Annotated in this window: 19 protein-coding genes and 5 pseudogenes; 11 read left to right on the top strand and 13 right to left on the bottom strand. The window is 58.1% G+C overall.

Annotated features, from left to right (window positions below; genetic code table 11):
- The first annotated feature begins 145 nt into the window (after nt 1-145).
- From J4E08_RS19985 to J4E08_RS19970, 4 genes are all read left to right on the top strand, one after another.
- Nucleotides 146-4,216, top strand: coding sequence for a hypothetical protein (locus J4E08_RS19985; protein ID WP_349539981.1), 4,071 nt, complete (start codon nt 146-148; stop codon nt 4,214-4,216).
- Between the two features lie 83 nt (nt 4,217-4,299).
- A complete protein-coding gene (locus J4E08_RS19980) occupies nt 4,300-4,827 on the top strand; it encodes a toxin-activating lysine-acyltransferase (protein WP_349539980.1) in 528 nt (175 codons plus the stop codon).
- Nucleotides 4,828-4,861: 34 nt separating this feature from the next.
- Nucleotides 4,862-7,015, top strand: coding sequence for a peptidase domain-containing ABC transporter (locus J4E08_RS19975; RefSeq protein ID WP_349539979.1), 2,154 nt, complete (start codon nt 4,862-4,864; stop codon nt 7,013-7,015).
- Nucleotides 7,016-7,040: 25 nt separating this feature from the next.
- Nucleotides 7,041-8,744 (top strand): HlyD family type I secretion periplasmic adaptor subunit, encoded by a 1,704-nt coding sequence (locus tag J4E08_RS19970; protein ID WP_349539978.1) that lies wholly within the window; start codon nt 7,041-7,043, stop codon nt 8,742-8,744.
- Nucleotides 8,745-8,849: 105 nt separating this feature from the next.
- Here the strand turns inward: J4E08_RS19970 and J4E08_RS19965 are convergent.
- The 7 genes and pseudogenes from J4E08_RS19965 to J4E08_RS19935 form a co-directional block, all read right to left on the bottom strand.
- Nucleotides 8,850-9,146, bottom strand: a pseudogene (locus J4E08_RS19965) (transposase); the annotation flags it as partial.
- A gap of 38 nt (nt 9,147-9,184) precedes the next feature.
- A protein-coding gene (locus J4E08_RS19960) for an IS3 family transposase (protein ID WP_349539977.1) occupies nt 9,185-10,311 on the bottom strand; the annotation gives its coding sequence in 2 pieces (ribosomal slippage) (nt 9,185-10,047 and nt 10,047-10,311; 1,128 coding nt in all).
- 82 nt (nt 10,312-10,393) lie between these two features.
- A pseudogene (locus J4E08_RS19955) lies at nt 10,394-10,657 on the bottom strand (IS110 family transposase); the annotation flags it as partial.
- A gap of 561 nt (nt 10,658-11,218) precedes the next feature.
- A complete protein-coding gene (locus tag J4E08_RS19950) occupies nt 11,219-11,602 on the bottom strand; it encodes a RidA family protein (protein ID WP_349539976.1) in 384 nt (127 codons plus the stop codon).
- A 370-nt stretch (nt 11,603-11,972) separates the two neighbouring features.
- Nucleotides 11,973-12,524, bottom strand: a complete 552-nt coding sequence (locus tag J4E08_RS19945) for a sugar O-acetyltransferase (protein WP_349539975.1) — start codon at nt 12,522-12,524, stop codon at nt 11,973-11,975.
- 45 nt (nt 12,525-12,569) lie between these two features.
- Nucleotides 12,570-13,052, bottom strand: a complete 483-nt coding sequence (locus J4E08_RS19940; RefSeq protein ID WP_349539974.1) for an ASCH domain-containing protein — start codon at nt 13,050-13,052, stop codon at nt 12,570-12,572.
- Between the two features lie 18 nt (nt 13,053-13,070).
- Nucleotides 13,071-13,466, bottom strand: coding sequence for a hypothetical protein (locus J4E08_RS19935; RefSeq protein ID WP_349539973.1), 396 nt, complete (start codon nt 13,464-13,466; stop codon nt 13,071-13,073).
- 281 nt (nt 13,467-13,747) lie between these two features.
- Between J4E08_RS19935 and J4E08_RS19930 the strand changes: the two genes are divergently transcribed.
- Together J4E08_RS19930 and J4E08_RS19925 are read left to right on the top strand one after the other, a co-directional pair.
- On the top strand, nt 13,748-14,164 hold the full coding sequence (locus tag J4E08_RS19930; RefSeq protein ID WP_349539971.1) for a prephenate dehydrogenase/arogenate dehydrogenase family protein: 417 nt from the start codon (nt 13,748-13,750) through the stop codon (nt 14,162-14,164).
- Nucleotides 14,154-14,381 (top strand): hypothetical protein, encoded by a 228-nt coding sequence (locus J4E08_RS19925; protein ID WP_349539970.1) that lies wholly within the window; start codon nt 14,154-14,156, stop codon nt 14,379-14,381. The genes J4E08_RS19930 and J4E08_RS19925 overlap by 11 nt, the downstream gene beginning before the upstream one ends.
- A gap of 119 nt (nt 14,382-14,500) precedes the next feature.
- Here the strand turns inward: J4E08_RS19925 and J4E08_RS19920 are convergent, their stop codons facing one another.
- The 3 genes and pseudogenes from J4E08_RS19920 to J4E08_RS19910 all read right to left on the bottom strand — a co-directional run.
- Nucleotides 14,501-15,196 carry a hypothetical protein gene (locus J4E08_RS19920; RefSeq protein WP_349539969.1) on the bottom strand — a complete coding sequence of 232 codons (696 nt, stop codon included), beginning with the start codon at nt 15,194-15,196 and terminating at the stop codon, nt 14,501-14,503.
- Nucleotides 15,197-15,306: 110 nt separating this feature from the next.
- Nucleotides 15,307-15,939, bottom strand: a pseudogene (locus J4E08_RS19915) (IS30 family transposase); the annotation flags it as partial.
- Nucleotides 15,940-16,311 (bottom strand): annotated as a pseudogene (locus J4E08_RS19910) (integrase core domain-containing protein); the annotation flags it as partial. It abuts the pseudogene before it with no gap.
- 126 nt (nt 16,312-16,437) lie between these two features.
- On the opposite strand from J4E08_RS19910, the gene J4E08_RS19905 reads away from it, so the two are divergent.
- Nucleotides 16,438-17,694, top strand: coding sequence for an IS110 family RNA-guided transposase (locus tag J4E08_RS19905; RefSeq protein WP_349539968.1), 1,257 nt, complete (start codon nt 16,438-16,440; stop codon nt 17,692-17,694).
- A gap of 234 nt (nt 17,695-17,928) precedes the next feature.
- Here the strand turns inward: J4E08_RS19905 and J4E08_RS19900 are convergent.
- The 3 genes and pseudogenes from J4E08_RS19900 to J4E08_RS19890 form a co-directional block, all read right to left on the bottom strand.
- Nucleotides 17,929-18,102 (bottom strand): annotated as a pseudogene (locus tag J4E08_RS19900) (IS481 family transposase); the annotation flags it as partial.
- A gap of 27 nt (nt 18,103-18,129) precedes the next feature.
- Complete coding sequence (locus J4E08_RS19895; protein ID WP_349539967.1) at nt 18,130-19,155, bottom strand: IS30 family transposase; 1,026 nt, start codon at nt 19,153-19,155, stop codon at nt 18,130-18,132.
- Between the two features lie 382 nt (nt 19,156-19,537).
- Nucleotides 19,538-20,395: a LysR family transcriptional regulator gene (locus tag J4E08_RS19890; RefSeq protein WP_349539966.1), complete on the bottom strand. Its 858-nt coding sequence runs from the start codon at nt 20,393-20,395 to the stop codon at nt 19,538-19,540.
- A 99-nt stretch (nt 20,396-20,494) separates the two neighbouring features.
- Between J4E08_RS19890 and J4E08_RS19885 the strand changes: the two genes are divergently transcribed.
- From J4E08_RS19885 to J4E08_RS19870, 4 genes are read left to right on the top strand one after another with little or no spacing between them, the layout of a single operon-like run.
- On the top strand, nt 20,495-21,370 hold the full coding sequence (locus J4E08_RS19885) for an amino acid ABC transporter substrate-binding protein (RefSeq protein ID WP_349539965.1): 876 nt from the start codon (nt 20,495-20,497) through the stop codon (nt 21,368-21,370).
- A gap of 39 nt (nt 21,371-21,409) precedes the next feature.
- Nucleotides 21,410-22,126 (top strand): amino acid ABC transporter permease, encoded by a 717-nt coding sequence (locus J4E08_RS19880; RefSeq protein ID WP_349539964.1) that lies wholly within the window; start codon nt 21,410-21,412, stop codon nt 22,124-22,126.
- Between the two features lie 3 nt (nt 22,127-22,129).
- Nucleotides 22,130-22,786 carry an amino acid ABC transporter permease gene (locus J4E08_RS19875; RefSeq protein ID WP_349539963.1) on the top strand — a complete coding sequence of 219 codons (657 nt, stop codon included), beginning with the start codon at nt 22,130-22,132 and terminating at the stop codon, nt 22,784-22,786.
- A gap of 45 nt (nt 22,787-22,831) precedes the next feature.
- Nucleotides 22,832-23,560 carry an amino acid ABC transporter ATP-binding protein gene (locus tag J4E08_RS19870; RefSeq protein WP_349539962.1) on the top strand — a complete coding sequence of 243 codons (729 nt, stop codon included), beginning with the start codon at nt 22,832-22,834 and terminating at the stop codon, nt 23,558-23,560.
- Nucleotides 23,561-23,627: the final 67 nt, after the last annotated feature.

Raw genomic sequence — 23,627 nt, 5'->3', positions numbered from 1 at the left:
CGAAGCGGCGGCACTGCTCGAGCAACTCATGGCAGAGGTCAAAACGGACAGCCCGTTGACGCAAGAAGGTGCTGGCCTTCTCTTTGGTGTCGGCGATTGGGAAGGTGCCAACGAATACGTCGCGGACCTCGAACAAGCCCTGCAAATGGACGAAATGATCGTCGTTTCCGGGGAATTGCTGATCGTGGAGGGACTGGGCGACATGTTCTCCATCGGTGAGGAAAACGCCGCTGCGATTGCCGAAGGCGATCACGAGAACATCCGCTTCGTCTCCTACCGCAATGCAGCGGGCGAAAAGGTCTACCTGATCAACCGCAGCTATTTCGACGCCGGGGACATTCAGCTTGCGTACAATGAAAGCTACGACAAGCAGGCGTTCCTGTCGGATATGAAGGCGCTTTTCGGCAACAAGATCGACCTTGATGCGATCGCTGCGCGGACTTCCCTACCCGACATGGACTTGCATAAAGCCATTTCGGGCCGTGGCCCCGATGGCGTGATGATCGTCGCATCGTCGACTGCGGCGGCCCTGGACGCGTCCGACATTCTGACAACGTTCAGCGTGGGCGGCATCGCCTATGCCGTTGTTGACAGCGTGGCGGCTGCACTCAACCAGGCGGTGTCGAACGCGGCGCTGGATCAGCAAGCGGTAAACGACCTTCTCAAGGATCTGAACCTGCCGAACGCGCTGAATGACCGGATACTCGTCGCAGAGGAAAAGGCGACCGTTACCGGAGCCCAGGATCTTGCCGATTTCTACAAATCGCTGTTGGAAATTGATCTGGCGTACAATGCGCAAGTCTACAATCTGGGGATCTTCAACAAGCGCGTTTCGGTCGGCGGTTTCTTTGTGAACTCCCGAGAAAACGAAATTCCTGCGGACCTGTTCGGCAATGAGGCAGTCAGCCTTAATGATGTCTTAAATGAACCATCGAAACTTCGCAATGGCGACGGTGAAATCTACAAGTTCTTCTTTGGTTCTGGTGGCCCACTCGAGCTCACAGGACAGGAATTTGCGACAGGACAATTCGATTCTCCTTTCCTGTCAGATTCCGACAGTTTCGGAGCCTCACTCTACGATAAGCTCCATCAAGAGGACTATCTGTCAGCCAAGCTGATCGAGGTTCAGATCAAGGATCTTCACGCGGCCGACTATCTGTCGGACAAGGAGATGTATACGCTCTTCGCGCGACTTGCGCTGAAGCAATCCGCGCTGGCGCAGGATGTGATCCAGGCTGTGGACCAGAACGCGGCGGGTATCGCGCTGGTCGATTACGAGACCTTCTCATCGCTGGGCCTGGCAGACCGGGAGGCTCTTGGCCTGATCGGGGTCGTCCAGGACGGCGATGGTGAGCCGGTGTTCGCCTATCACGGATCGACCCTGCTGGCCGAAGGCGCATTCGATGTTCTGGCCAACCTGATGGATGCCGATGTCACGAAGTCCATCTTCGCCCATCTCGCCGATACCTATCTCAAGAACCAGGTCTCCGATGCGGTCATCCAGGATGTGACATCGCCGGCATTGGGTCAGGCCGTCGCCTTCTACGAAGTGCTGGGAACAATCCTGAACGGTGATCTTGACGGTCAGTCGATCATTGCGCTCAACGCGGATGAGACGGGGTTGGTGGCAGACAAGGTGCTGATCGGTACTGGAGCCTATGGAGCGCATTTCTATGCTGTGGATGCGGATAATCCCGATCTGGCCAACCTGGGGGACGCCGGCCCTGACCTGGGGGCCATGTTGGGCGACCTTCATGATTTCGGCCTCCTGTCGCTACAGCAGATCCACCTGATCGGTGCCCGCTTTGCGTCGGCGCAGAACCCGTTCCTCGACGATCTGGAAGCTCTGATCGCATCTGCGCCTGATAACGGGGTTGTGCTGCTCAATGGTCTGAGCAGCGACGTACCCGACGCCGAACATCTCGGCGTGATCCGTGACGGTGAAACGATCTATCACGTTGTCCGGAGGAGCTATGTCGATGGTGACTGGGCCGGCAACGGATACCGGATGGTCGCGCACGATCAGGCATTGCAACTACTTGAGGCGGCGGGCGTGGCAGTCGCGGAGAACGCGGTGCTCGATCCCTCTACGGATCTGATGTCGCTCCTGCGTGACATGGCGAGCCTTGAAGACAGGCACGCCTTCGAGCACGATTTCGCCCCCTTCCTGGTGTTCCGGGCCGACGCCATCCCCGACCTCGGCCCGGTTGCGGCAGACTGGAAGTTTGTCGAGATCGAGCTGGACGGCATTACATGGGCCGTCGCGCAGCCCACGGCGACCGTCCTCGATATGTCCGACTACGAAGGTCTTGCCGGGATGATCGGAAATACCGCCCGACCCTCGATGCAGGAGCTGCGCGCGATGTTCGCTGCGGTGATACCCGGGGATGTGGACCTCAACCTGTTGCTGTCGCAAACATGGCACGACAACGGGCTCCATGACTTTGTCGCGACCGCGGCCGACGCGGCCGCGGCCGGGCAGCCGCTGCTGGCGGTGGACCTGGTGCGCCTGCTGAGCACGCCGTTCGGCGATAGCGCAGAGCTCGTTGACAGCCTGTTGCGGGCCGGTGGCGAGGATTGGTCCCATGGCTTTGCCGGGCACGGTCTCGCGCTCGTCGATGCGTCGGACTTCCGCGCGGTCATCGAGCAACTCAACGCGATACTGGCGCCTGCAAACCGGATTGACCTGCACGACGTACTGGCAAGACCCGACGGCGCTGTCGGTGGTGGTGGTGTCTCGCTGGACGCTCTGTTGCCTCACGACCTCAAGGCCTTGGTCCCGGGCTTCCAGCACGGCGACCTGCTGGACCAGCTGGAAGGCGTGTCAGGCAAATTTGTCGGCATCACGGAAAGCGACCTGTTCGTCCCGTTACAGAACCTGGTGGCGTCCGGCATGTTTCTGGGCAGCTACATGGACGCCCAGGGCCGCGAAGTCCTCATCATCCGGAACGAGGCCGTACGGCGGGGCATGACTTTTGCCCCCGAGACATGGAGCACGGCCGGTGGCCAGTCCTTCCTGCAAGACCTTGCGTTCGCGGGGCTTCCCACCGACGCCCTCGGGGAGGCTTCCGAGCATCTCGATCACGCCGGGGATGTCTTTGAAGGCAATGGCGAGCGGGTTCAGGAATTCCTGTCCGATATTCATGCCTCGGCGTTCAACGGTCCGGTGGCGCTGATCGACAAGTTCATCATCGACTCGGTGTTCGGCGGTCTGTCGGGAGTTCCGCACGGTCTGTTGGCCAGCAACCGGACACTGGTGGATCCCGAGGACAGCGCGAGGGTTTATGTCGGCGTGAATAGCGACGTCGCGGCGGAACTCGGTATGCTCGGCTTTGTCGCGACACAAGCGGTTGTCGATGAGATATTCGCAGATCACGGCCTCGTCCGTCCACCTTTCCTTGCATATGCAGCGGCGTTCGGTCTGTCCGATCTGGTAGACACACTGGTCTCCGAAACGATCGGCAACGGGCCTGTCGCGGTTTTCGATCCTTCAGCCATCGACGCCGGGCAAATCACCTTCGACGGATCGACGATTACAGAGATCGGCACCTCCGGGCTTATGACCAAGGTGGTCGCGCCCGGCAGTATCGACCAACAGTATCTGGCCGCGCCCCAGGCGATCATTCAGGCACTTCTCGCGACGGGGTCGCCCGATCTGACAGCTATGCAGGATTTCGCATTCCTGCTGGACGACGCGCAGAATTACATGCTGAACGCCGGGCCGGAGTTTGCTCTGGCGTGGGCACAGCATACCGATCAGGAAGTCTACTTCGTGGAGGGAATGATCGACACGTTCGACCCCGACCTACCGGAAACTACGGCTTCGGGTGTACTTGGCTATGTTCTGGGCGACGATGGCGAACCCGTGGCGACCATCGTGCTGCCGGACATCTTCGCCAATGGCTGGCACCCCGAGCAGGGCTACAGCCGCGTGATCGACAGAGCGGAACTGGAGGCGAGCTATCAATTGCCGCCCGCCCTGCTTGATCTGATCAGCACAGAGCATGACGACATCATTCCCGACAGCGACTTTGGTGCGCTCAGCTTCAGCAGTCTGTCGATGGAAGTGGACGAGGCCGGGGCGCTGCTGGACCGCGAAGTGTCTCGGACCATGGATGCCGAAGCCGAAAGCGCTTCGGCGAGGGACGATGTCTACGATCTTTCCAGAATGTTGGACGGCGTGCCCCAAGATGAACCGGAATCGATAGGCGCCTGATACCGTGCCAGCCGGGCACTCGTCCCCCCCCGCCAAGTCCGGCGGGGGAGAGACCCATAAAACTTGCTGCAAGGAATAGGATGATGAACAAACTTATCGCGCCCACCAATGACGAGGCAGTCGAGCTGAAAACGCCGGAATCCGGCAATCTCAACACGGGAGATGCGGCACCACAACCACAGTCTCAGAGCATCAACCCGGCCTTCATAACCCTGCTGGGCGAGATCACGTTTCTTGCGCTTCAATCGCCTCTTCACCGGCGCTATGCCCTGCGATCTCTGGATGCACGTTTCGTCGTGCCGGTGCGGCTCGACCAGTACCGGATGTATCGCGTGAAGGCCGGTCCACTTGCCGTTGCGACCTGGGCTTACGTGTCGGACGAAATGGACGCGCGCTTGCGCGAAGGCGATCATGCCCTCTCTCCCGATGACTGGCAGTCCGGTGACAACCTCTGGATCATGGAATTGATCATCCCCTTCGGCAGGACCGATGAGGTGATCGAGGATCTGCGGCGCACCGTGCTGAAGGGGCGGGATGCGACGTACCGCGCTTATGCCGCGACGACCGGCGAGTCCGAAATCAAGGTCCTGAAGGCCGAAGCCGACGACTAGGCGATCATCCCGGTTTACGACGAAGGAGCATGACATGACGCAACACACGGGCATTCGGTGCCTCTGTCTCGCCGGTCGGGAGCACGGAGTAGACCTGGGCCCGGAGCGACTGGTCCATGATCACGCGTTGGGAAAAGATGAACCTGCGCCCCGATTTCTGGCACGCATCGGTCGGGAGAACGGGCTGAAGGTTCGTCCCGCCCGGACGACTTTTGATCGGCTCTTTCGGCTCAAACCCGTATGGCCGCTGATCGGGGTATTGTCCGACGGTCGCTATGTGCTCTTCATCGGCGCCGATCCGGAAAAGCGCGGTCTTCGTGTTCTCGACCCGGCAAGACGCCGCGCCGAAATTGAGACCTGGACCGTCGAACGCGCAGCGGACGTCTGGGACGGCCAGGTGCTGTTCGTCAAGGCGGCCGATCCCGGCGCGCAGGCGGAATCAAACCGGTTCGGACTGGGATATTTTCTGTCCGAAATGGGCCGTTCACGAGGCGTCTTCGCCACCGTGGCCCTGATCGCAATGGTGATGCACGGGCTGAACCTGGCGGTACCGATCTTTTTTCAGATTGTCATGGACAAGGTTCTGCAGAACGGCGCCCTGCCCACGCTCTACATTCTGACCTGGGGCATGGTCCTGCTTCTGATCCTGACAGCGGCGCTGGGATATTTCCGGGCACGATTGCTGCTGCTTGCGACAAACCGCATCGACATACGGGTATCCACGCGCATTTTTGCCAAACTGGTATCGCTACCCCTCGACTACTTCGAGACCCGTTCCGCCGGCGTGACGGCAAAGCATGCCAGCCAGCATACGGCGATCCGCAATTTTCTGACAGGCAGGCTGTTCGGGACATTGATGGACCTTTCAGCCCTGATTGTTTTCATTCCGGTACTGGCCGCCTATTCCGGCAAGATGACCCTGATCGTGCTGGGTTATGCGGTGCTGATCTCGCTCGTCATGCTGGCAGTATTGCGCCCCTACCACTCCCGGTTGCAGGAACTCTACACCACGGAAGGCGAGCGGCAATCTCTGTTGATCGAAACGCTGAACGGGATCGAAACCACAAAGGCGCTGGCCCTGGAGCCACCGCGCAGACGCCGGTGGGACGCGATCGCTGCGCGTGTAGTCAACCGCGGGCTGGAAGTGGGGCGCATCGGCGCGATTTCGGGCGAAGCGACCCGCCTGCTGGAAAAGCTGATGACGGTGACACTGGTGTTCGTCGGCATCCAGTTAGTGCTGAAGGGGGAGCTCACGGTTGGGGCGCTGATCGCCTTCAACATGCTTTCGCAACGGGTTAGCGGCCCCCTGGTACAGGCGGTATCCCTGATCCAGGACTATCAGGAGGTTCGCATATCGGTGAAGATGCTGGGCCAGATCATGGACCGGCCTTCCGAACAGCGGCGCGCGCGCGGATTGACGCCACCGATCCGTGGTGCGGTCATGGCGGATGACCTTTCCTTTTCGTATCCCAACGGCGTCAAGGCATTGTCCGGGATCGACTTCTCGATCCGGGCCGGGGAATTCATCGGCATCGTGGGCCGCAGCGGGTCTGGCAAATCGACTCTGACGCGGTTGCTCCAGGGGTTCTATCTACCCGAAAGCGGATCGCTACGTTTCGACAATGTCGATATGCGTCAGATCGAGTTGCCACACCTGCGCACGGCCATGAGTGTGGTGCCGCAGGCAAGCTTTCTTTATCGAGGAACCATCGCGGAGAACATTCGCATAACCCGTCCTGATGCGACTCTTGAAGAGGTCATAGAGGCGGCGAGGCAGGCAGGTGCGGCAGAGTTCGTTGATGCGCTGCCCGAAGGCTACGACACGGTTATCGAAGAAAATGGCAGCAATCTTTCGGGGGGTCAGCGGCAGCGCGTGTCCATCGCGCGTGCGTTGCTGCGGGAGCCGCGCATCGTCATCATGGACGAAGCCACCAGCGCGCTGGACCCCGAAAGCGAGGCGGTGGTGATGGAAAACCTTCCCGCAATGCGCAGGGGCCGCACGATCCTGATGGTCACGCACAGGCTTGGACAGTTGGTCGATGCCGATCGCATCATGGTGATGGACGGCGGACAGATCGTCGATTTCGCCGATCACAAGACCCTTCTGGAGGGCTGCGAACTCTACCGGTCTCTCTGGAACCGTCAATATGGACGTATCAGCGGCGAGGTTCGCTATGGCTGTAATTGAGCGCATACATTCCCGCCGACGTGCAATGCGCGCAGATCACGACCCTGAGGTATTGGCCCCTGGTGCCATCCTGTTCAGTCAGGGGGAGGCCGTTTGCGGTGCTTATCGGGTCATTGAGGGCAAAGTGAACCTGACCCGCTCTTCAGGCTTGAGGAAACTGCACATTGCGGAACGTTTGCCCGGTGATATCGTGGGAGAGGAGGTCTTGGTCGGTGCCCGCACCCGCTTCGCCACAGCGCGGAGCGTGGGTCGCTCGGTCGTCGAGCCGATGACCGTCAAGGCCCTTGAAGATGCCGTTGCGACAGATTCCGACATGCGCGCGATGATCTTCGAAAGCCTGGGCTGTCAAACCGAAACACTTGCCGATGAATCCCGGGCCCGTCCTCGGCTTCGACGGGACAAATCCGACGATGGGCAGGATTTTCTCCCTGACGCGTTCGAAATCGAAACACGCCGTACCCCGCGTTGGATGGTGACGATGCCGCTCGTCATTGTTCTGATGCTGGCTGCGCTGGTCTATTGGGCATGCGTTGGAAACATCGACGTGGCGGTCTCCGCACAGGGGAAGATTGAACCCGCGGCCGATACGATCGTGATCCGCGCCGGCGAGACTGCGGTGTTGGAAAGCTTGCCTGTTCGACCCGGGCAGAAGATCAAAAAGGGGGATGTCGTTGCTATCCTCGACCGGACCGCGGCCGAGGCAGAACTCAATACCTCCCTCTTGCGCCGCGACGTCCTGTCGACGAGGCGCGACCGCTTGCAACTGGAGTTGAGTGCGATGGCAGAAGGGGCAAAAGGTCGGATTTCTGAAGCAAATGAACTTCCCGATGAGCAGCAGGCGTTGTTGAAGGACAAGCTTGAGCACTTCCACTCGCGGGTCCGCTCTGCCAATGAGCAACGAGATCGTCTTGAGGCCGAAAGGGAGGGCTTGGAGCTTGACCTTGAGCTTGCACGGGAGCAGCTGTCCATCTTACGCGAGCTAGAAGCCGGCCGCCAAAAACTGAACGCGAACGGCTTTTCCGCAAAGACCGAACTGCTCAACACGCGCAATCAAGTGCTGTCTCTTGAACGACAGGTCCTTCAAGCCAAGCGCCGAATTGAGACAATTGGGCCCCAACAAAGAGAACTCACGGCCAATCTTACTGCCTTTGTGGCTGAAGCGCGGGCGGACGTGGCGGAGGAACTCGCGAAAGTATCCGGCGAACTTGACGAACTGGACGAGCTTGTCGCTGTTCAACGCGAAAGGGCACAGCGCGTGGAATTACGCGCGATTGCAGATGCGATCGTGTTGGAAGTGGATCAGGGCCGCTCCGAGGGCGGCATGGTTCAACAAGGTGAGCCAATCTTGTCACTTGTTCCGACAGGGGTACCCATGCGTGCTGTTGCCGACATTGCGTCGCGCAACATCTCACAGGTGGCTATCGGCGATCCAGTCAAATTGCGGCTTGAGGCTTTGCCGTTCGTCACGCATGGCGAACTGACAGGGAAGATAACAGGAATCAGCGAAGACGTCATCGAACCGGACACACCTGGCAGACAACGACAGGAGCCTGTATATCAGGCTTTCATCAAACTGGATCCCGTCCAACTCAAAGAAGTACCTCCGGATTTCCGGCTTGTCCCGGGAATGCGTCTAACTGCCAATGTCCTCGTGGGAGAGCGGACCGTAATAAGCTACTTTCTCGAACCCATTCTTCGTTGGCTGGGCAGCGCGATGCGGGAAGCGTAGCCAAAAGTTCACTATAAATATATTGTCTGACGTGAGGGCCCTTGAGAGGCGGCGCGGTTCCTTTGAACAGTTTCGAGCCCTTTCGTAAGTGGATTTCCCGCTCGACTATGCCGCGACCGGGATTGGTCTCGACGTGTTGAGATATGCCTGATCGGGGGTCTGCCCGTCCAGCGATGAATGCGGACTCCTTGTGTTGTAGAAGGTCAGATACCGACCAAGGCCTTTGCGGGTGTCCGAGACGCTGGCATAGGCGTGCAGGTAGACCTCTTCATATTTGATCGGCCGCCACAGCCGCTCGACGAAGAGGTTGTCGCGCCAGGCGCCCTTGCCATCCATACTGATCTGGATCCCGGCGTCCTTCAGCGCCTTGATGAAGTCGATTAACGTGAACTGCGTTCCTTGGACGTGGTCTGCCCCCATCGAGTGGTCCAGTTTGATTGTTAGTGCATGGTCGGTCTTTGGTCTATCGGAACGATGCTCTTGGGCGCCGGCGGCCGGTATCCCAAAGCGCTGTGTGGCCTGACCGTGTTGTAGTGACGACGCCAGCGTTCGATCAGGATCTGGGCCTCGCGCAACGTGGTGAAGACCTCGCCGTTGAGCAGCTCATCCCGGAAGCGGGCGTTAAAGCTTTCGCAGTAGCCGTTCTCCCACGGTGAGCCGGGGGTGATGAATGCGGTTTTTGCGCCCACGGCACCGATCCAGGCGCGCACCTTCTTGGCGATAAATTCCGCGCCATTGTCCGACCTTATGTATTCCGGCGGGCCGCGCAGGATGAGCAGATCCGTCAATGCGTCGACCACATCCGTTGAATTGAGCCTGCGTTTGACCCGGATCACCAGCGCCTCCTTCGTGAACTCATCGATGATATTCAGCGTGCGGAAGATCCGCCCGTCGTGGGTTCGGTCCTGGACAAAGTCATAGGACCAGACATGGTTCGGGCGCTCCGGCCGCAGCCGGACGCAGGAGCCATCATTCAGCCAAAGTCGGCCTTTCTTGGGATGCTTTTGCGGGACTTTAAGCCCTTCCTGCCGCCAGATCCGTTCAACGCGCTTGTGATTTACATGCCAGCCGCTGTTGTTCAGCAGCCCAGTGATCATGCGATATCCATAGCGGCCGAACTCTTCGGCCAACGCGGTGATGTCCTCGGTCAGCCGGGCTTCGTCCGGTAGACCACAGGGCACCTTGCGCTGCGTAGAGCGATGCTGACCCAATGTGCGGCAAACCCGGCGCTCCGATACGCTGAGGGTTTGCTGCACATGGTCGATGCACTGCCTGCGGCGGGAAGGGCTTAGAAGTTTCCCCTTGCGGCCTCGGCCAGGATCATCTTGTCCAGCGTCAGATCCGACACGGCTCGTCTCAGCCGGGTATTCTCTGTCTCCAGCTCCTTCAGCCGTTTGAGCTGATCACGGCTCATGCCACCATATTCTTTGCGCCATCGATAATAGGTCTGCTGCGTCACGCCAATCTGGCGAACCGCATCAGCGATCGAACTGCCTTGCCCTTGCAACACTTCAACCTGCCGAAGCTTCAGCACGATCTCTTCGGGTTTGTCTCTCTTTCCAGCCATCTCTGGTCCTCCTGAAATGGGATAATACTATCCCAGTTGGTGGACCACTTCAGTGGGGGCACTCCAGACGCCCTTCTAAGAGTCAAGCGGCGATTTGGGACTGATTGATCTGCTTCTGGCGGCGCATGATGATGCCGAAGACTTCACGCGCGATGTAGCGTTTCAGGTTGCGAATGGCTTCGAGTTTTGAGTTTCCGGCAGCGATGCGCTTGGCAACATAAGCCTAGGTGCGTGAGTCTAGTCGCAACCGACCAATTGCGATGATGTGGATGGCGCTATTGGCCGCGCGACCACCTCCCCTGTTCAACCGGTGCCGGACTGTCTTCCTGGATGACGCTGCAAAGGGCGGCAAAGCTCGCCTGTCAACGCCGTCTTAATTTTCCCTAAAAGCGCTGAAATAAAATTCCCCACTACGGCGGTCGCGGCGATCAGTCGGCTTCAGTGATCGGCGCCTCCGTTGTGATGCTTTGGAGGACGCCCGCGACGCTTTGGGGGTGGTGGCGGAGCGATGGGGCTGTTTGCCAGCCACGCTGTTCTTCCTCGTCATCGTTGGCGGCAAGCCTAGCAGGGTGTCCAGTCTTCGGGGGCCACCTCAGTATTGGCTATGAAGGAAGCCTCGATCATCGGCGTTGACCTAGCGAAGCATATCTTGCAACTGCACGGAGCAACAGGGTAAGATGAAGTCGTGTTTCGCAAGAAACTGTCGCGCAAGCAGTTTCTTGCGTTCATGCAGCGACATCCCGGATGCCCTTTGCCATATAAGCCTGCGCGATAGCCCATTACTGGGCGCGGACGTCATCGGACATGACCGCTCTCTCCTTCTGAGATGTCTTCATCAAACATCACTTTGGCACATTGCGATGCCGCACCCATGCCATCAACAGAGCCCCTTGAAAAATAGAACGGTTTAACCCGCTGCGATTACGTCGATTTCAATCTTGAATCGCGGGCTACCCAAACGCTGAACAACAATCAACGTCCAAGGCGGCATATAATCGCCGACGATGTCTCTGTGCGCCTGAACGTATTCAGAGATATTTTCATTTCCTACAATATAGCTGGTGACCTTAACTACATTCTGAATACCGAACTTCTTTTCTCCGAGGATCGTTAATACGTTCGACCACGCAATTCTTGCCTGTTCACCCGCACTTTTGGGGCAGAAGCCATCGGCCTGTTCTCCCAATTGACCAGACAGCATCATCAGAGCCGATCCAGGTGCAACATAGAAACCGTGATTATAGTGGCTGGCGGGTGGCGCGATTCCGTCAGGGTTGATTGGTGAATGCATCGTGCAAGTCCTTCCACTTACTTCTGAAAAACAAATATCGTACAGATCAGTTTGCGCGTGCTAAAAGGTTCCAGCGGTCCTAACTACAGCAGACAGAGGCGCTGAATTACAGGGAAACGTCGCGTTTCGAGTTCCCGTCGGAAATGATGACAGCGGCCTTGCCGTATGTCGTTTTGCCGAGCTTGTGCAATACTTGACTCTATCTTCACAACGCTTCTCGGGCCCGAAAAATGGGCCATCTTTAGCTGTGCGAAGCCTTGAAGAAAGGCTGGATGGGCCGATTCGAGAACATCTTTAGTGCCGTATCCAACCCCTCCGCAATCGTGGCCGGGAACGGCGACTTTATCCTTTTCGTAGTGGTGCAACACATTCACCGTAGTGGTCGGGCTGGATTACCAGCAAACACGGCATCCGGAGGCACGTCACGCGTCACCACGCTGCCGGCCCCGATCGTGGCCCTATCCCCGATTGTAAGGCCTGGAAGAATAACAGCCGCACCGCCGATCCAGACATCGGACCCGATGCTAACAGGGCGTGCGACTTCTTGGCCAGACGCGCGTCGGCTTGCTTCTGGGTGATGCTCCGCGCAATAGATCTGCACGTTCGGACCGAGGAGCGTGCGTGCTCCGATCTTGACGGGACCGCTGTCGAGGATCGTACAGGCGGCGTTGAGATAAACACCATCGCCCAGTGTGATGTTAAACCCGTAGGCACAGTGAAACGTGGCTTCGATGTAAACGTTTTTACCCACGCTGCCGAACAGCGCGGCGAGACGTGGTGCAATGGGGCCGCGAATGTCGGGATCGAGAGTGCAATGCTCATGCACCGCCAACCGCGCGACCATGCGGAGCGCCTCGAGTTCAGAATCCAGGCAGGAATACCACTCTCCGGCTTTCATCCTCTCCAATTCGGTCATGGGCATTGCAGCACCTCCTCAATGGGCGACCCAAGCACGTGCCCGCCTAGTTTAATGATCAGACAATACCTCGGGCCAAACGACCTTGAAACGCTCAAAAATCACAACAAACGAGTCGTCTATTTTCGGGTCCTGAGATCCATGCTCACGCCGATAGTAGGCGATATGACCGTCAAGCCAGTCATCGCGTAGGCGGGTGCCTTCTCCTTCGTCCCATGCAAATACGTCGTCGACAGACGAGAGCGGCCCCTCCCGCAAATCGGTCGTCTGCCAGATGCAGCGTGGCGATCCTTTGCCATCGACAAGGACCACGTATCCTCCGAGGGTCGGCGGGATGGGCGATGTCTCGGCTTCATGCCTCGAGCATGTCGTCGCGCGCTTGATGCCAGAGGAGACCAAGTCGGCAAGCTCGGTGGCCATCCCCGGAGAGTCGCCGAAAGCCACGACGGCATATTCCGAATTCACCCCCCGAGGCCGGCTGAATTCCAGCCACATGGCCTCAGTGGCCTCGGTTTTCTTGAAGAGATCGTCCACAATCAATTTCTTCCCAATTCATCCAGCTTGGTAGCTCGCTTCGTGCCGCGCGAGTGCCCACCCCCATAAGCCACAGGCCAGAATACCCGCATTGCCTGCCAGATCGAGCAGCATCCAGGCATTGAGTACCGGCTCGACCAACCAGAACCAGATATTGAACGCAAAAAACGGAACTGAGCCAACGAGGCCGAAGACGAGGAAGGTCGTAGGCGTGAATCGGGCGGTCAGGAGGATGGTTCCATTGAGCACGGCCTGAGCCCCGAAGCAGCCCATCAGGAAGCGCGCCTGTCGGGTCGCCTCGTTGAACTCAGGCTGGAAGGTGAAGCGGACCACCATAGCCGGTGCGATCAGGCACCAGGCGCCGAGGATCAGGAAGATCAGAGCAAGGCCTGTCTGTAGTTTTCGTGCGGTCATCTTGGTTGCCCCGTTTTCTGGTATACGACACTAACATTCCGCTATCCGGGAAGGTTATCAACTAACCATTAAGGAACTTCGTTACCGCAGTCACCCTCGGCGCGTTACTCCTGCGTTAAATTAGATATTCATGTAAAATGAGGGATATACAGGCTCGGTTTGCTGGCGATAGTAGGTCCTGTGGGCCAATAAGTGCGCGCACCGGTTCTCCCCCATGTGAGCCCGCATTGATATTCGAAGCAAGGTCTCAGTCCATGCGAAACACTTCTCGGAAATCCTCCGTGTTTGTGGGTATCATCGGCATGGGAGCGTTCGGCGAATTGATCGCAAGGCATATCGTCGGCGATATCACGGTCTGGGTATATGACCCGAAGCTAATGATCGGGATGGAGCGACGAGGCGTCCTGTCGACCACTCTCGAACGGGTTGCAGGTTGTGTCGTTGTGGTCATCACAACGCCCGTCTCGAGCTTCGAAGCAGTCCTCCGTGACATAGGCAATGTCTGCAAACCTGGCGCGCTCATCGTGGATGTCGGATCCGGCAAGACTATTCCCGCACGGCTGATGCCAAAGAATGTTCGCATCATCGCAACCCATCCGCTCTTTGGGCCGCAAAGTGCGCTTGGGGGTCTTTTTTGGATGCCGATTGACGCAGATTCAGCGCCAGAGTGCAGGAAGTCAGTAAACAGTGAACGATGATAAAGGTGAGGGCGTCGCGATCGCCAATCTGATCGGGACCGATGGGTGCAGCATTGTTGGTTGGGTGTATCGTTGGAGTAAAGGCGCGCATGCGGTGATGTGGGGCGTCCGTGGGCCCAAGCCGGTATCCGAAATCCGGCCGGATATAAGTGACGAACAGAAGCAGGAAATCGACTTCGACGCGCTCACGAGGATCGGAAGAAGCGACGGCGGGTGAAGAGAGCGAACCCGCAGTGTTTGCCAAACGCCAATTAGCCTGTGGACCCCGATGCGTGCGCGGTGCCGCCGTACAATTCAAACGAGCTGGGTTCAGAGGCAAACCTACACGGCGGTTAGTCAGTAGTTTACCTGCTCAAACCCGTAGTTTCCCTCAAAGTCACGCCAATCGACGAAGACAGATCGGTGATAGATACCCGGGCAGTGCTGGCCCCAGCGTTCAAGTCCTACATGAGCCTCGGGCAGGGCAGTTATGGAAGATCTATGCCATGAGAAATCGCCTTGGGTCCTATAGGTGCCGAGGACCACGGTGGCGCGACGATTGCAGTCGCCGTCACGTCCGGATTCATGCTGCTGCGCATAGCGAACATCAAAGACGCGGATGGACCGCACGAAGTTGAATTCAGGTCCGCTGATATCGATGTCCGCGCGATCTTGAACGAGCTGGAGGGTCCAGTCGGCTGGAACGAGATCGTAGACTGGCAAGGATTGGAGCGGTCGACGGCTGTCGGACCGGTGCAAGGCTTCAAAGATACGGCTAGCGTTTTCTGATGGCCGATCGCCCTCATAGGAGGCGCCCATGGGACAGCGCCAGATTTGCAGCGGCGGTTCCACCGGCCAAGGCGTTATCCGCCTGATGAATTCGGCGCGAGCCCGGGCGCACGGGACGGAAGCAGGCCAGCCGCCAGACAGACACAGGAGGATCGCGCAATCGATCGGGTATGTCTGCGCGCGGGCGGGTACCGGCAGCGAAAAACCTGTCACGGTCAAAGCGACAGCGACCGAGGGGAGGAGCTTCTTGAGTAAATGGCGCATGCTGAAGAGCCTTCGTGACAGGAGGCCAGCATACATACGATAATATAGTATCGCAACACTAAGAATTGTTGCCAATGTTGGAGTCTCAAGACACGTTGCGACGCGCTCCTCTATCTCATTTTCATCAGTTCTTCTCTGAAGGCTTCCGTTGGCGTGCGCCAGCCCAGGCACTTTCTTGGCGTGCCGTTCAAGCGGTCGCAAATCGATTTCATGTCTCGATTTGAGAGCGCGGCCACGGGTGCATCGCGTGGTAGATACCGCCGTGCGCGCTTATTCAGATTCTCGACTGCACCCTTTTGCCACGGAGCCTGCGGATCGCAGAACCACGCCTCGGTTCCGATACCGGCCTTCAGCTTGCGCCAATCGCGGAATTCGATCCCTCGATCAAAGGTGATCGATTTTCGCGCCGGCTGGGGCAGGGGTTCCATCACACCCATCAGCTTGTTCATCAGGTGCGTCGTACTGCGGTCGTTGTTACGGAACAGAACGGCAAAGCGCGTTTTGCGTTCCACCAGAGAAGCAACATCGGTTTTACCCTGCGCTCTCTCAAAAATCATGAGGTCGCCTTCCCATTCACCAAATGTTTCGCGGGTTTTAACATAGTCAGGCCGCTGGTGAATCGACCGATCTAGTGGAAAAGCAAGGCCTCGAGGTGTTCGCCTGCGTCTTGGTTGCCGCTTCTTACGGCGATGCGGTAGATACCGCGCCAATTCTTCGGACTGGCCATCGGGTCCGTAAATGTAGGTGTCACATCCCGCGTGATTATGCGGTCGCTTCTTGAAGAGTTCTGGTTTCTGGCGATGCCAGTCCTTGAGCGCGTCGATGGGCGTTCGGCCCTTGAGCACGGATTGCGGGAGCTGGCCATTATAGAGCCGGACATAGCGCAGGATGGTTTGCTCGAGGTCTTCTCCGCTATGGAACCGGTGGCTCTGCAGGACGTCCTCGATCCGGCCGTTGAAGCGCTCGACCATGCCATTGGTCTGGGGGCGCATGGGCGGGGCAAGGCGGTGCTCGATGTCGAGATCGGCGCAGAGCCGGTCGAACTCGTGGTTGCCGGTGGCGGCACGCTTGCGCAGGCCGAACAGTCGATCTGTGAACTCCTTACCGTAGCACGTCGGGAAGAAGCGCTGCCGAGAGGTTATGGCCACGCGCGCAGCCCTCAAATAGCGCAGCGTGTGGCCATAACCGGTCTCAGGTCTCAACAGTGGTTTTGCAGAACCACACCGCTGAGGAGACTGGCTATGACCGCCACCGATACTAACGCTTCGACCTTGCTGGTCGCCATCGACATTTCCAAGCATCGCCATGAGGTGCTGATCGGTGTCCCTGGCAAGAAGCGCCGTCGCCGAATGACGATCCTGAACACGCTTGATGACTTTCAGCGTCTCTCCGCAACCCTTGCCAGTTATGACCTGCCAGTACGGATCGGGTTCGAAGCGACCGGCAACTATCACCGAACGTTGGCGCATCATCTCGGCCGGGCCGGGTTCGAGCTAAAGTTGGTCTCCTCGGTCGGCCTGGCCCGCACGCGGGAGGCCCTGCACAACAGTTGGGACAAGAATGACCCGAAAGACGCCCAGGTCATCCTGCACATGCTCGAGATCGGCGCCGTGCAATTCTTTAATGATCCAATGGTGGTTGGGACCGCCGATATCCAGGAGCTGTCAAAGACGCACGAGATCGTCTCTCGGTCCAAGACTGAGCTGTGGCACCGCATTCTCACCCACTATTTACCGCTGTATTTTCCCGAGGCCGAGCGGTTTCACCGAAGCTCGAGGACGGATTGGTTCTTGGCATTCCTTGAGAAGTATCCATCGCCACACATGATCTCGGCCATGAGCCGCGAGTCCTTCGTCGCCGATGCTTGGGATGTAGTTGGCCGGAAGGTTTCCAAAGAACAATTGCTTTCAGATGTTTACGCCACTGCCGTCGACTCTATCGGATTGCCTGTTCATGCGGATTCTGACGCGGTGCGCATGTTCCGCCTCGTTCTCGCAGAGGGCCGTAGCCTGATCCGGCAGCGTGGTGTGATTGAGGCGCGGGCCGTCGAGTTGTTGTCGGACCTGCCTGATTATCAGTTGCTGATCACCATTCCCGGGATCGGTCCGATCAACGCCATGACCATCCTGGCCGAGGCAGGTGATCTGCGCCGGTTTCGACATCATCGGCAGTTTCTGAAGTTCTGCGGCATGGATCTTGCCACCGTTCAATCCGGCATGTTCCGCGGTCAAAGCCGGATCTCAAAGTATGGCAATGCCCGGCTGCGTCGGACGCTCTGGATGGCTGGGCAGACCGCTGTTCTGAAGCGGACCAACAGCTTCCGCGACAAGTTCGAGCGATACATCTCGAAGGATCGACACAATGCCCATCTGCGCCGCAAGGCTTACACCGCGATCGCGGCCAAGATGGCGCGCACCGTACACGCCGTGGTCAAACACGGCGAACCCTATCGCCCCTTCTTTGAGGGGGTGAGCCCAGGCGGAAGGACTTCTCTCTGATGAGCCGTGGAGGCAGTTAGCTGACCTCGTAGATAATGTTCGAGCCTTCTGCTTGGGATTTGGGATCTCGTATTGAGGACGGTGAGGGCCGCCGCCGCGCGTACCCTGTGTTTGCTATGGAAGAGATCATTTCTTGACGGCAGAGCCCGTCTGGGCAACCTTAACAGGGCATCCGGAGCGCCAGATGCCCCATGACCTGCTGACCTAAGCGGCCAGATTTTCTCGACATAGGACGTTGTCCGTGAGAACCCGGGTGATCCGCATCGGCGCGGCACGCTCCAAGTCGCGTAGAAAGCGGCGTGCGTTGGCGGCCGTCTTCGCCGGGTAGATGCGCACGAAGACCCAGCGGGTGGCTCGGTCGATTGCGACGAACAGATACCGGCGGCGGACCTCATCTGCCATCTGCGGCTGTGAGCGATACTTGAACCGCGACTCCTATTGCCTTTGAGAGTAGGGGGATCGCCCCAGTTCCGCCATCATCTTTTCACGGAACACTTCGGCTGGCGTCTTCCACCCGAGGCATTTGCGGGGTGTGTTGTTGAGGCGGTCACAGATCATTTTCAATTCATGATCTGAGACCGTCGTGATGTCCCGCTTTCTCGGCAGCCACCTGCGGACCCGCCGATTGGTATTTTCGACCGTGCCTTTCTGCCACGGCGAGGAGGGATCACAAAACCAGGTCTGCGTTCCGATCTCGGCTTGAAGGTGCGGCCAGCTGACAAACTCCGTGCCCCGGTCGAATGTGATGGATTTCCGGGCCAGGTGGGGCAGGTCGCGCACCGCTTTCATGATCTTGCCCATGACGGGTTTCGTGCGCTTGTTCGGGTTCTTCAGCAGCACCGTGAACCGGCTGACACGCTCGACCAGGGAGGTCACGTTCGACTGCCCAAGGCTCTGTTTGAACAGCATCAAATCTCCCTCCCAGTGACCGAACTGGCGGCGATGCGCCACGTCATCGGGGCGGAACAGTATGCTGACATCGCGGTCGAACTTGGGGGCCTGACGCTTCCTGGCCCGGCGAGGGCGGCGATATTTGCGATGGTTCGGCAGATACCACCACAGCTCCTGCGCCATGCCTTCCTTGGAGTAGATGTAGCGGTAGATCGTTTCCTGGCAGACTCTGAGCTTGGCGCCTTCAAAGATCATCCGGTTGCCGATCTGTTCAGGCGTCCAGCCATGCTTGAGCTGTTCGACAACTTTTCTGAGCAACTTCGGATAGCGGATCAGCTTGCGTTGCCGGGCTCGTCGATCGGCCGCCATCAGATGGGCGGCGGCACCATAGTAGCCGTCACATTTGGGCATGCACTCATCGCTGAAATAGTTCCGTTTGATCTCGCGGTGGATGGTGGCTTTCGAGCGCTTCAGCACACGCGCCATCTCGCGAACAGGAACCTTTGCATGTCGCCAGCGTTCGATTCTGCGGCGTTCCTCAATGCTCAGTTGCGTGTAAACAGCTCCCATGGCACAATCTCCTCATTAGATAACTCTTTGTTTTCTAATAGGAGTCGCGCTTGAAGGTAGCGCACACCGTGAGCGATACTTGAAACGTATAATCTTGATTATGTTAATATTGATATGTGCTCGAACTTGCATTGACCATAGACCCCATGATCGCGATGTCCGACCGTCCGCAGATGGCGAAACTTGCCGCCGGGTTCTCCCTGGTCAACCGCGATTGAGATCGTCGCCTTTCGGACATCCAATCCAATGAATGTGCTATCTTGCATGTGGCCTCTCCCCCATTCTTGAGGCTCGGCGCCCGCTAACAGGGCGCGACCCTCGAACGGAGAATGCCGCGGGAGAGGCCGCCAGCCCAGTCAGGCTCACACCGCGATCATGGGGTCTAAGAGAACTGGGCATCTTCGCCAGCGAGCGCAGATAACGTATCCCAAGCGCTGTCCATGGTGTTGTCGACATGACGGATACAGCTGATCGATTGAGAAAGCTGATCGCTGGGGACCGGAGAGATCGACAGCTCATCCTGATTGATCGATTTTAGGAATGACGCAGGCAGCACCGCGCAGGCCAGACCGCTGCGCACCATATTGACAATAGCATCGAGCGACCCCAGTTCGTTGACGGTGGGAATGCGACCCGTCTGTCGCGCAACGATCTCGATGATCTGCGACCGGAGCAGCGGGTCGATCCCGCGCAGCGCCGCGACCCTAGCCACCGGCGTTTTGGGGGTTTCCCGGGCCTCGGCGATCATGAATTCTTGGTTCAACACCGTTGCCACTTGCAGCTCGCTGGTGGGCACTACATGGGCCACGACGCCGAAATCAAGCTGGTTGCGGCGGATGCGGCTGGCGATCTCGACGCTCGGCCCGGTAAAGGGCAGAACCTCGATCCCCGGAAACCCCTTCATGATCCGCGCCAGATGAGTCGCGGCGAAACTTTCCATCACGCCCAGCCGGATGATCGTGCTGCCCATGCTCCGGTGGCGGGCTTCGATCAGGGCGTCTTGTATGGTTGTTTCGATAACCGATCCGGCCTTTGCAATTGGCTCGGCCGCGGGCGACGCCACCATGCGACCACCTTCTCGGGTGAAGAGGACAAACCCAAGATCGCGCTCAAGCCGTTTAATGCGGTTTGACACGTTGGACTGAACACAGCCAAGCTTGTCAGCCGCGATCGTCACGCTTTGTACTTCGGCCAATATCGAGACAAACCTGATGTCCTTGAGATCGATCTTGATGCTCATTCCATATTCACTTTTGGTGTATTTCTATACACGGCAAATCATTTGACATGTAAGTTCCGGTTCGTCAAGTTTTAACAAACTTTGACATAGGGGGTACTGATGAAGTTCTGGAAAGAAGCAATTATTGCATGTTCACTGGTCGGCGCCACGTCCGCCATCGCGCAATCGGACAGTCCGACATTCAACCGGATCAAGGAACGCGGTTATATTTCAATCGGGCATCGCGACGCGTCGGTGCCGTTTTCCTACCTTGATGGAGCGGGCGAGCCAGTTGGATATGCGGTCGATATTTGCCTGGCCATCGTGGACGATCTCAAGGCAACGCTGGAAGCGCCCGACCTCGACGTCCGGTTCGTTCCAGTCACGTCGCAGACACGAATTCCGCTTATCGCCAATGGCACCATCGAAATGGAATGCGGATCAACGACCAACAATCTCCGTCGGCAGGCTCAAGTCGACTACCTTTCGACGACGTTTATCACCGGCGCGAAAATCGCGACGAAAACCGGGTCCGGCATCGGATCAATTGCGGATCTCGACGGTAAGATCATCGGGCTGTCGCAGGGGACATCCAGTGCGAAGAACATTCAGGCTGCCCTGGACAAGCTGGGCGTCAGCTATGATGTGGAATTCGTGAAGGATCACCCGCGAGGTTGGCTCAGTCTGTCGAACGGTCGGGTCGACGCGTACGGGACCGACGAGGTTATCCTGTTCGGCTTGATCAGCAAGGATCAGGATCCTGATGGTTTCGCGGTCGTCGGCGATTTCATCAGCTACGATCCATACGCGATCATGGTGGGGCAAAATGACTCCCAGTTTCGCAACGCGGCAAATGCCGCCCTTGTTAGGCTGATGCGCTCTGGTGAAATTCACGAACTCTACGCCAAGTGGTTTGAACCCGGGCCAACCAGCATAAACATCCCGATGAGCCCGCAGCTCAAGGCGGCGTTCGAGCTTCAGGCACTTCCCGATTGATCCATCCTTTCCTCCCACAATATCGATTGGTTTTTTGAAATGAACTATAATTGGGACTGGGGTGTTCTGCTGGAAGCTCCCTATTGGCAAATGCTCCAGTCCGGCGCGCTCTGGTCATTCGCGACCGCCGGGCCGGCTTGGCTTCTTGCCTATACGCTTGGGATCACCGTCGCGGTTCTGCGCACAATGGAAGTGCCGGCGGCACGTGTCATCGGAATCGCCTATGTCGAGATCTTCCGCAACATCCCGCTGCTGGTGCAAGTATTCCTTTGGTATTTTGTCCTACCTGAGTTGATGCCGGAACAGATCGGCCATTTCCTGAAGCGGGAGTTCCCAGCCTTCCTAACGGCCGCTATTGCAATTGCTTGCTATCACGGCGCACGCATCGGCGAAGTCGTGCGCGGGGGAATCGAGGGACTTGGGACGGGTCAGCGTCAAGCCGCGCGTGCGCTGGGTCTAGGCGAGTTGCGGATCTATTACGAAGTCATCCTTCCTCTGGCGCTGCGGAACACAATTCCGCCGCTTACCAGCGAATGCCTTGCGATCTTCAAGCATACCTCGTTGGCTCTGACGATCGGGGTGCTTGAGATCACGGCCCGCGCGCGTGAAATTGAGGAATTCACCTTTCAGGGCTTTGAGGCCTTCGCGGCCGCCAGCTTGTTCTATCTGGTCGTGACAGTCGCGATAATGATTGCATCACTAGCAATTGAAGGGCGCACCCGCGTTCATGGCCTCCTATCGGCACGGGGACGTTGAGAAATGTACCACAACCTTCAGTTCGACGCAATCACCGACAATCTCGGGTTTTTGTTGCAAGGTTTCGGCATGAGCTTAGTCCTCATGGCTGCTGGCCTGATCGGAGGCTTCTTGGCGGGATGTCTCGTTGCCGCTGTCCGGCATTTCCGGGTGCCGGTGATCAGCCAAATCGCGGTTGTCTATGTCTCGTTCTTTCGTTCGATGCCGTTCATCCTGATCCTGTTCTGGATCTATTTCACACTTCCGCTAATAACCGGCCGCCAGATCGGCGCGTTTGAATCTGCGATCATTGCCTTCATCATCTTTGAAACGGCCTATTTCAGCGAAATCATCAGAGCCGGGATCGGCGCTATACCGCAGGGACAGCTGAGTGCGGCGAGCGCGCTTGGCATGACGACTTGGCAGGCGCAGCGCTATGTCATTCTTCCGCAGGCGGTGCAGAAGATGCTGCCGGCGCTCGTAACGCAATCGGTGATCCTGCTTCAGGACACATCGCTGGTCTACGTCGTCGGCCTGCGAGATTTCCTCGTCAACGCCGACATCGTCGCCAGTCGCGAAAACGCGATCGTAGAGGTCTATCTCTTCGTCGCGCTGGTTTATTTGGTGGTTTGCTTCGCGGGTTCGATGTTTGCAAGCCGCCTGAAGCGGCGAATGGCGTGAGTTTTTTACAGAATTGAATAACACGGCGGATACAGGAACAATCGGATGATCGACATAGAAAAAATTTCCAAGACCTATGGCACGCAGACGGTGCTGAACGAGTGCACCGCTCGAATTGGCACCGGAGAAGTGGTCGTTATCTGCGGCCCTTCGGGCTCAGGCAAGAGCACCCTGATCAAGTGTATCAACGGGCTGGTGCCCATCGATTCCGGCGAAATCCGCTTTCGCGATGCAACGGTGAAAGCGCGATCATCGGCGATCACCGGCATCCGGTCGCGCATTGGTATGGTGTTCCAGCATTTCGAGCTATTCCCCCATCTTACGATCCTGGAAAACCTGACGCTTGCCCCGGTTAAGGTGCTGCGCGAGACGCGGGACAATGCGAAACGAGATGCCATGGCCCTGCTGGAACGTATGGGCATCGCGCAACATGCGCAGAAGTATCCCACGCAGCTTTCGGGCGGGCAGCAACAGCGCGCCGCAATCGCCCGCGGGCTGGTAATGAAACCCGAAGTGATGCTGTTCGACGAGCCGACTTCGGCGCTCGATCCCGAGATGATCGGGGAAGTGCTGGATGTCATGGTTGGGCTCGCAGGCGAAGGGATGACCATGGTCGTCGTCACGCACGAGATGGGCTTTGCCCGCAAGGTCGCCGACCGGATTCTCTTTATGGACGAGGGTCGCATCGAAGAGGACACCACCGTCGAGCACTTCTTCGGCAATAAGGTTGGGGACCGCGCTCAGCACTTCCTGTCGCGGATATTGTCCCATTGAGCCCCTCCGATCCGCCAGACGCAGACGTCCTGCTGGGGCTTGGTAAGGTTATCAACGCGCGGGGGCC

This window comes from Sagittula sp. NFXS13, from assembly GCF_040148795.1.
In the GTDB taxonomy this organism is placed as follows: domain Bacteria; phylum Pseudomonadota; class Alphaproteobacteria; order Rhodobacterales; family Rhodobacteraceae; genus Sagittula; species Sagittula marina.
This window is presented reverse-complemented; position numbering and strand designations above follow the sequence as displayed.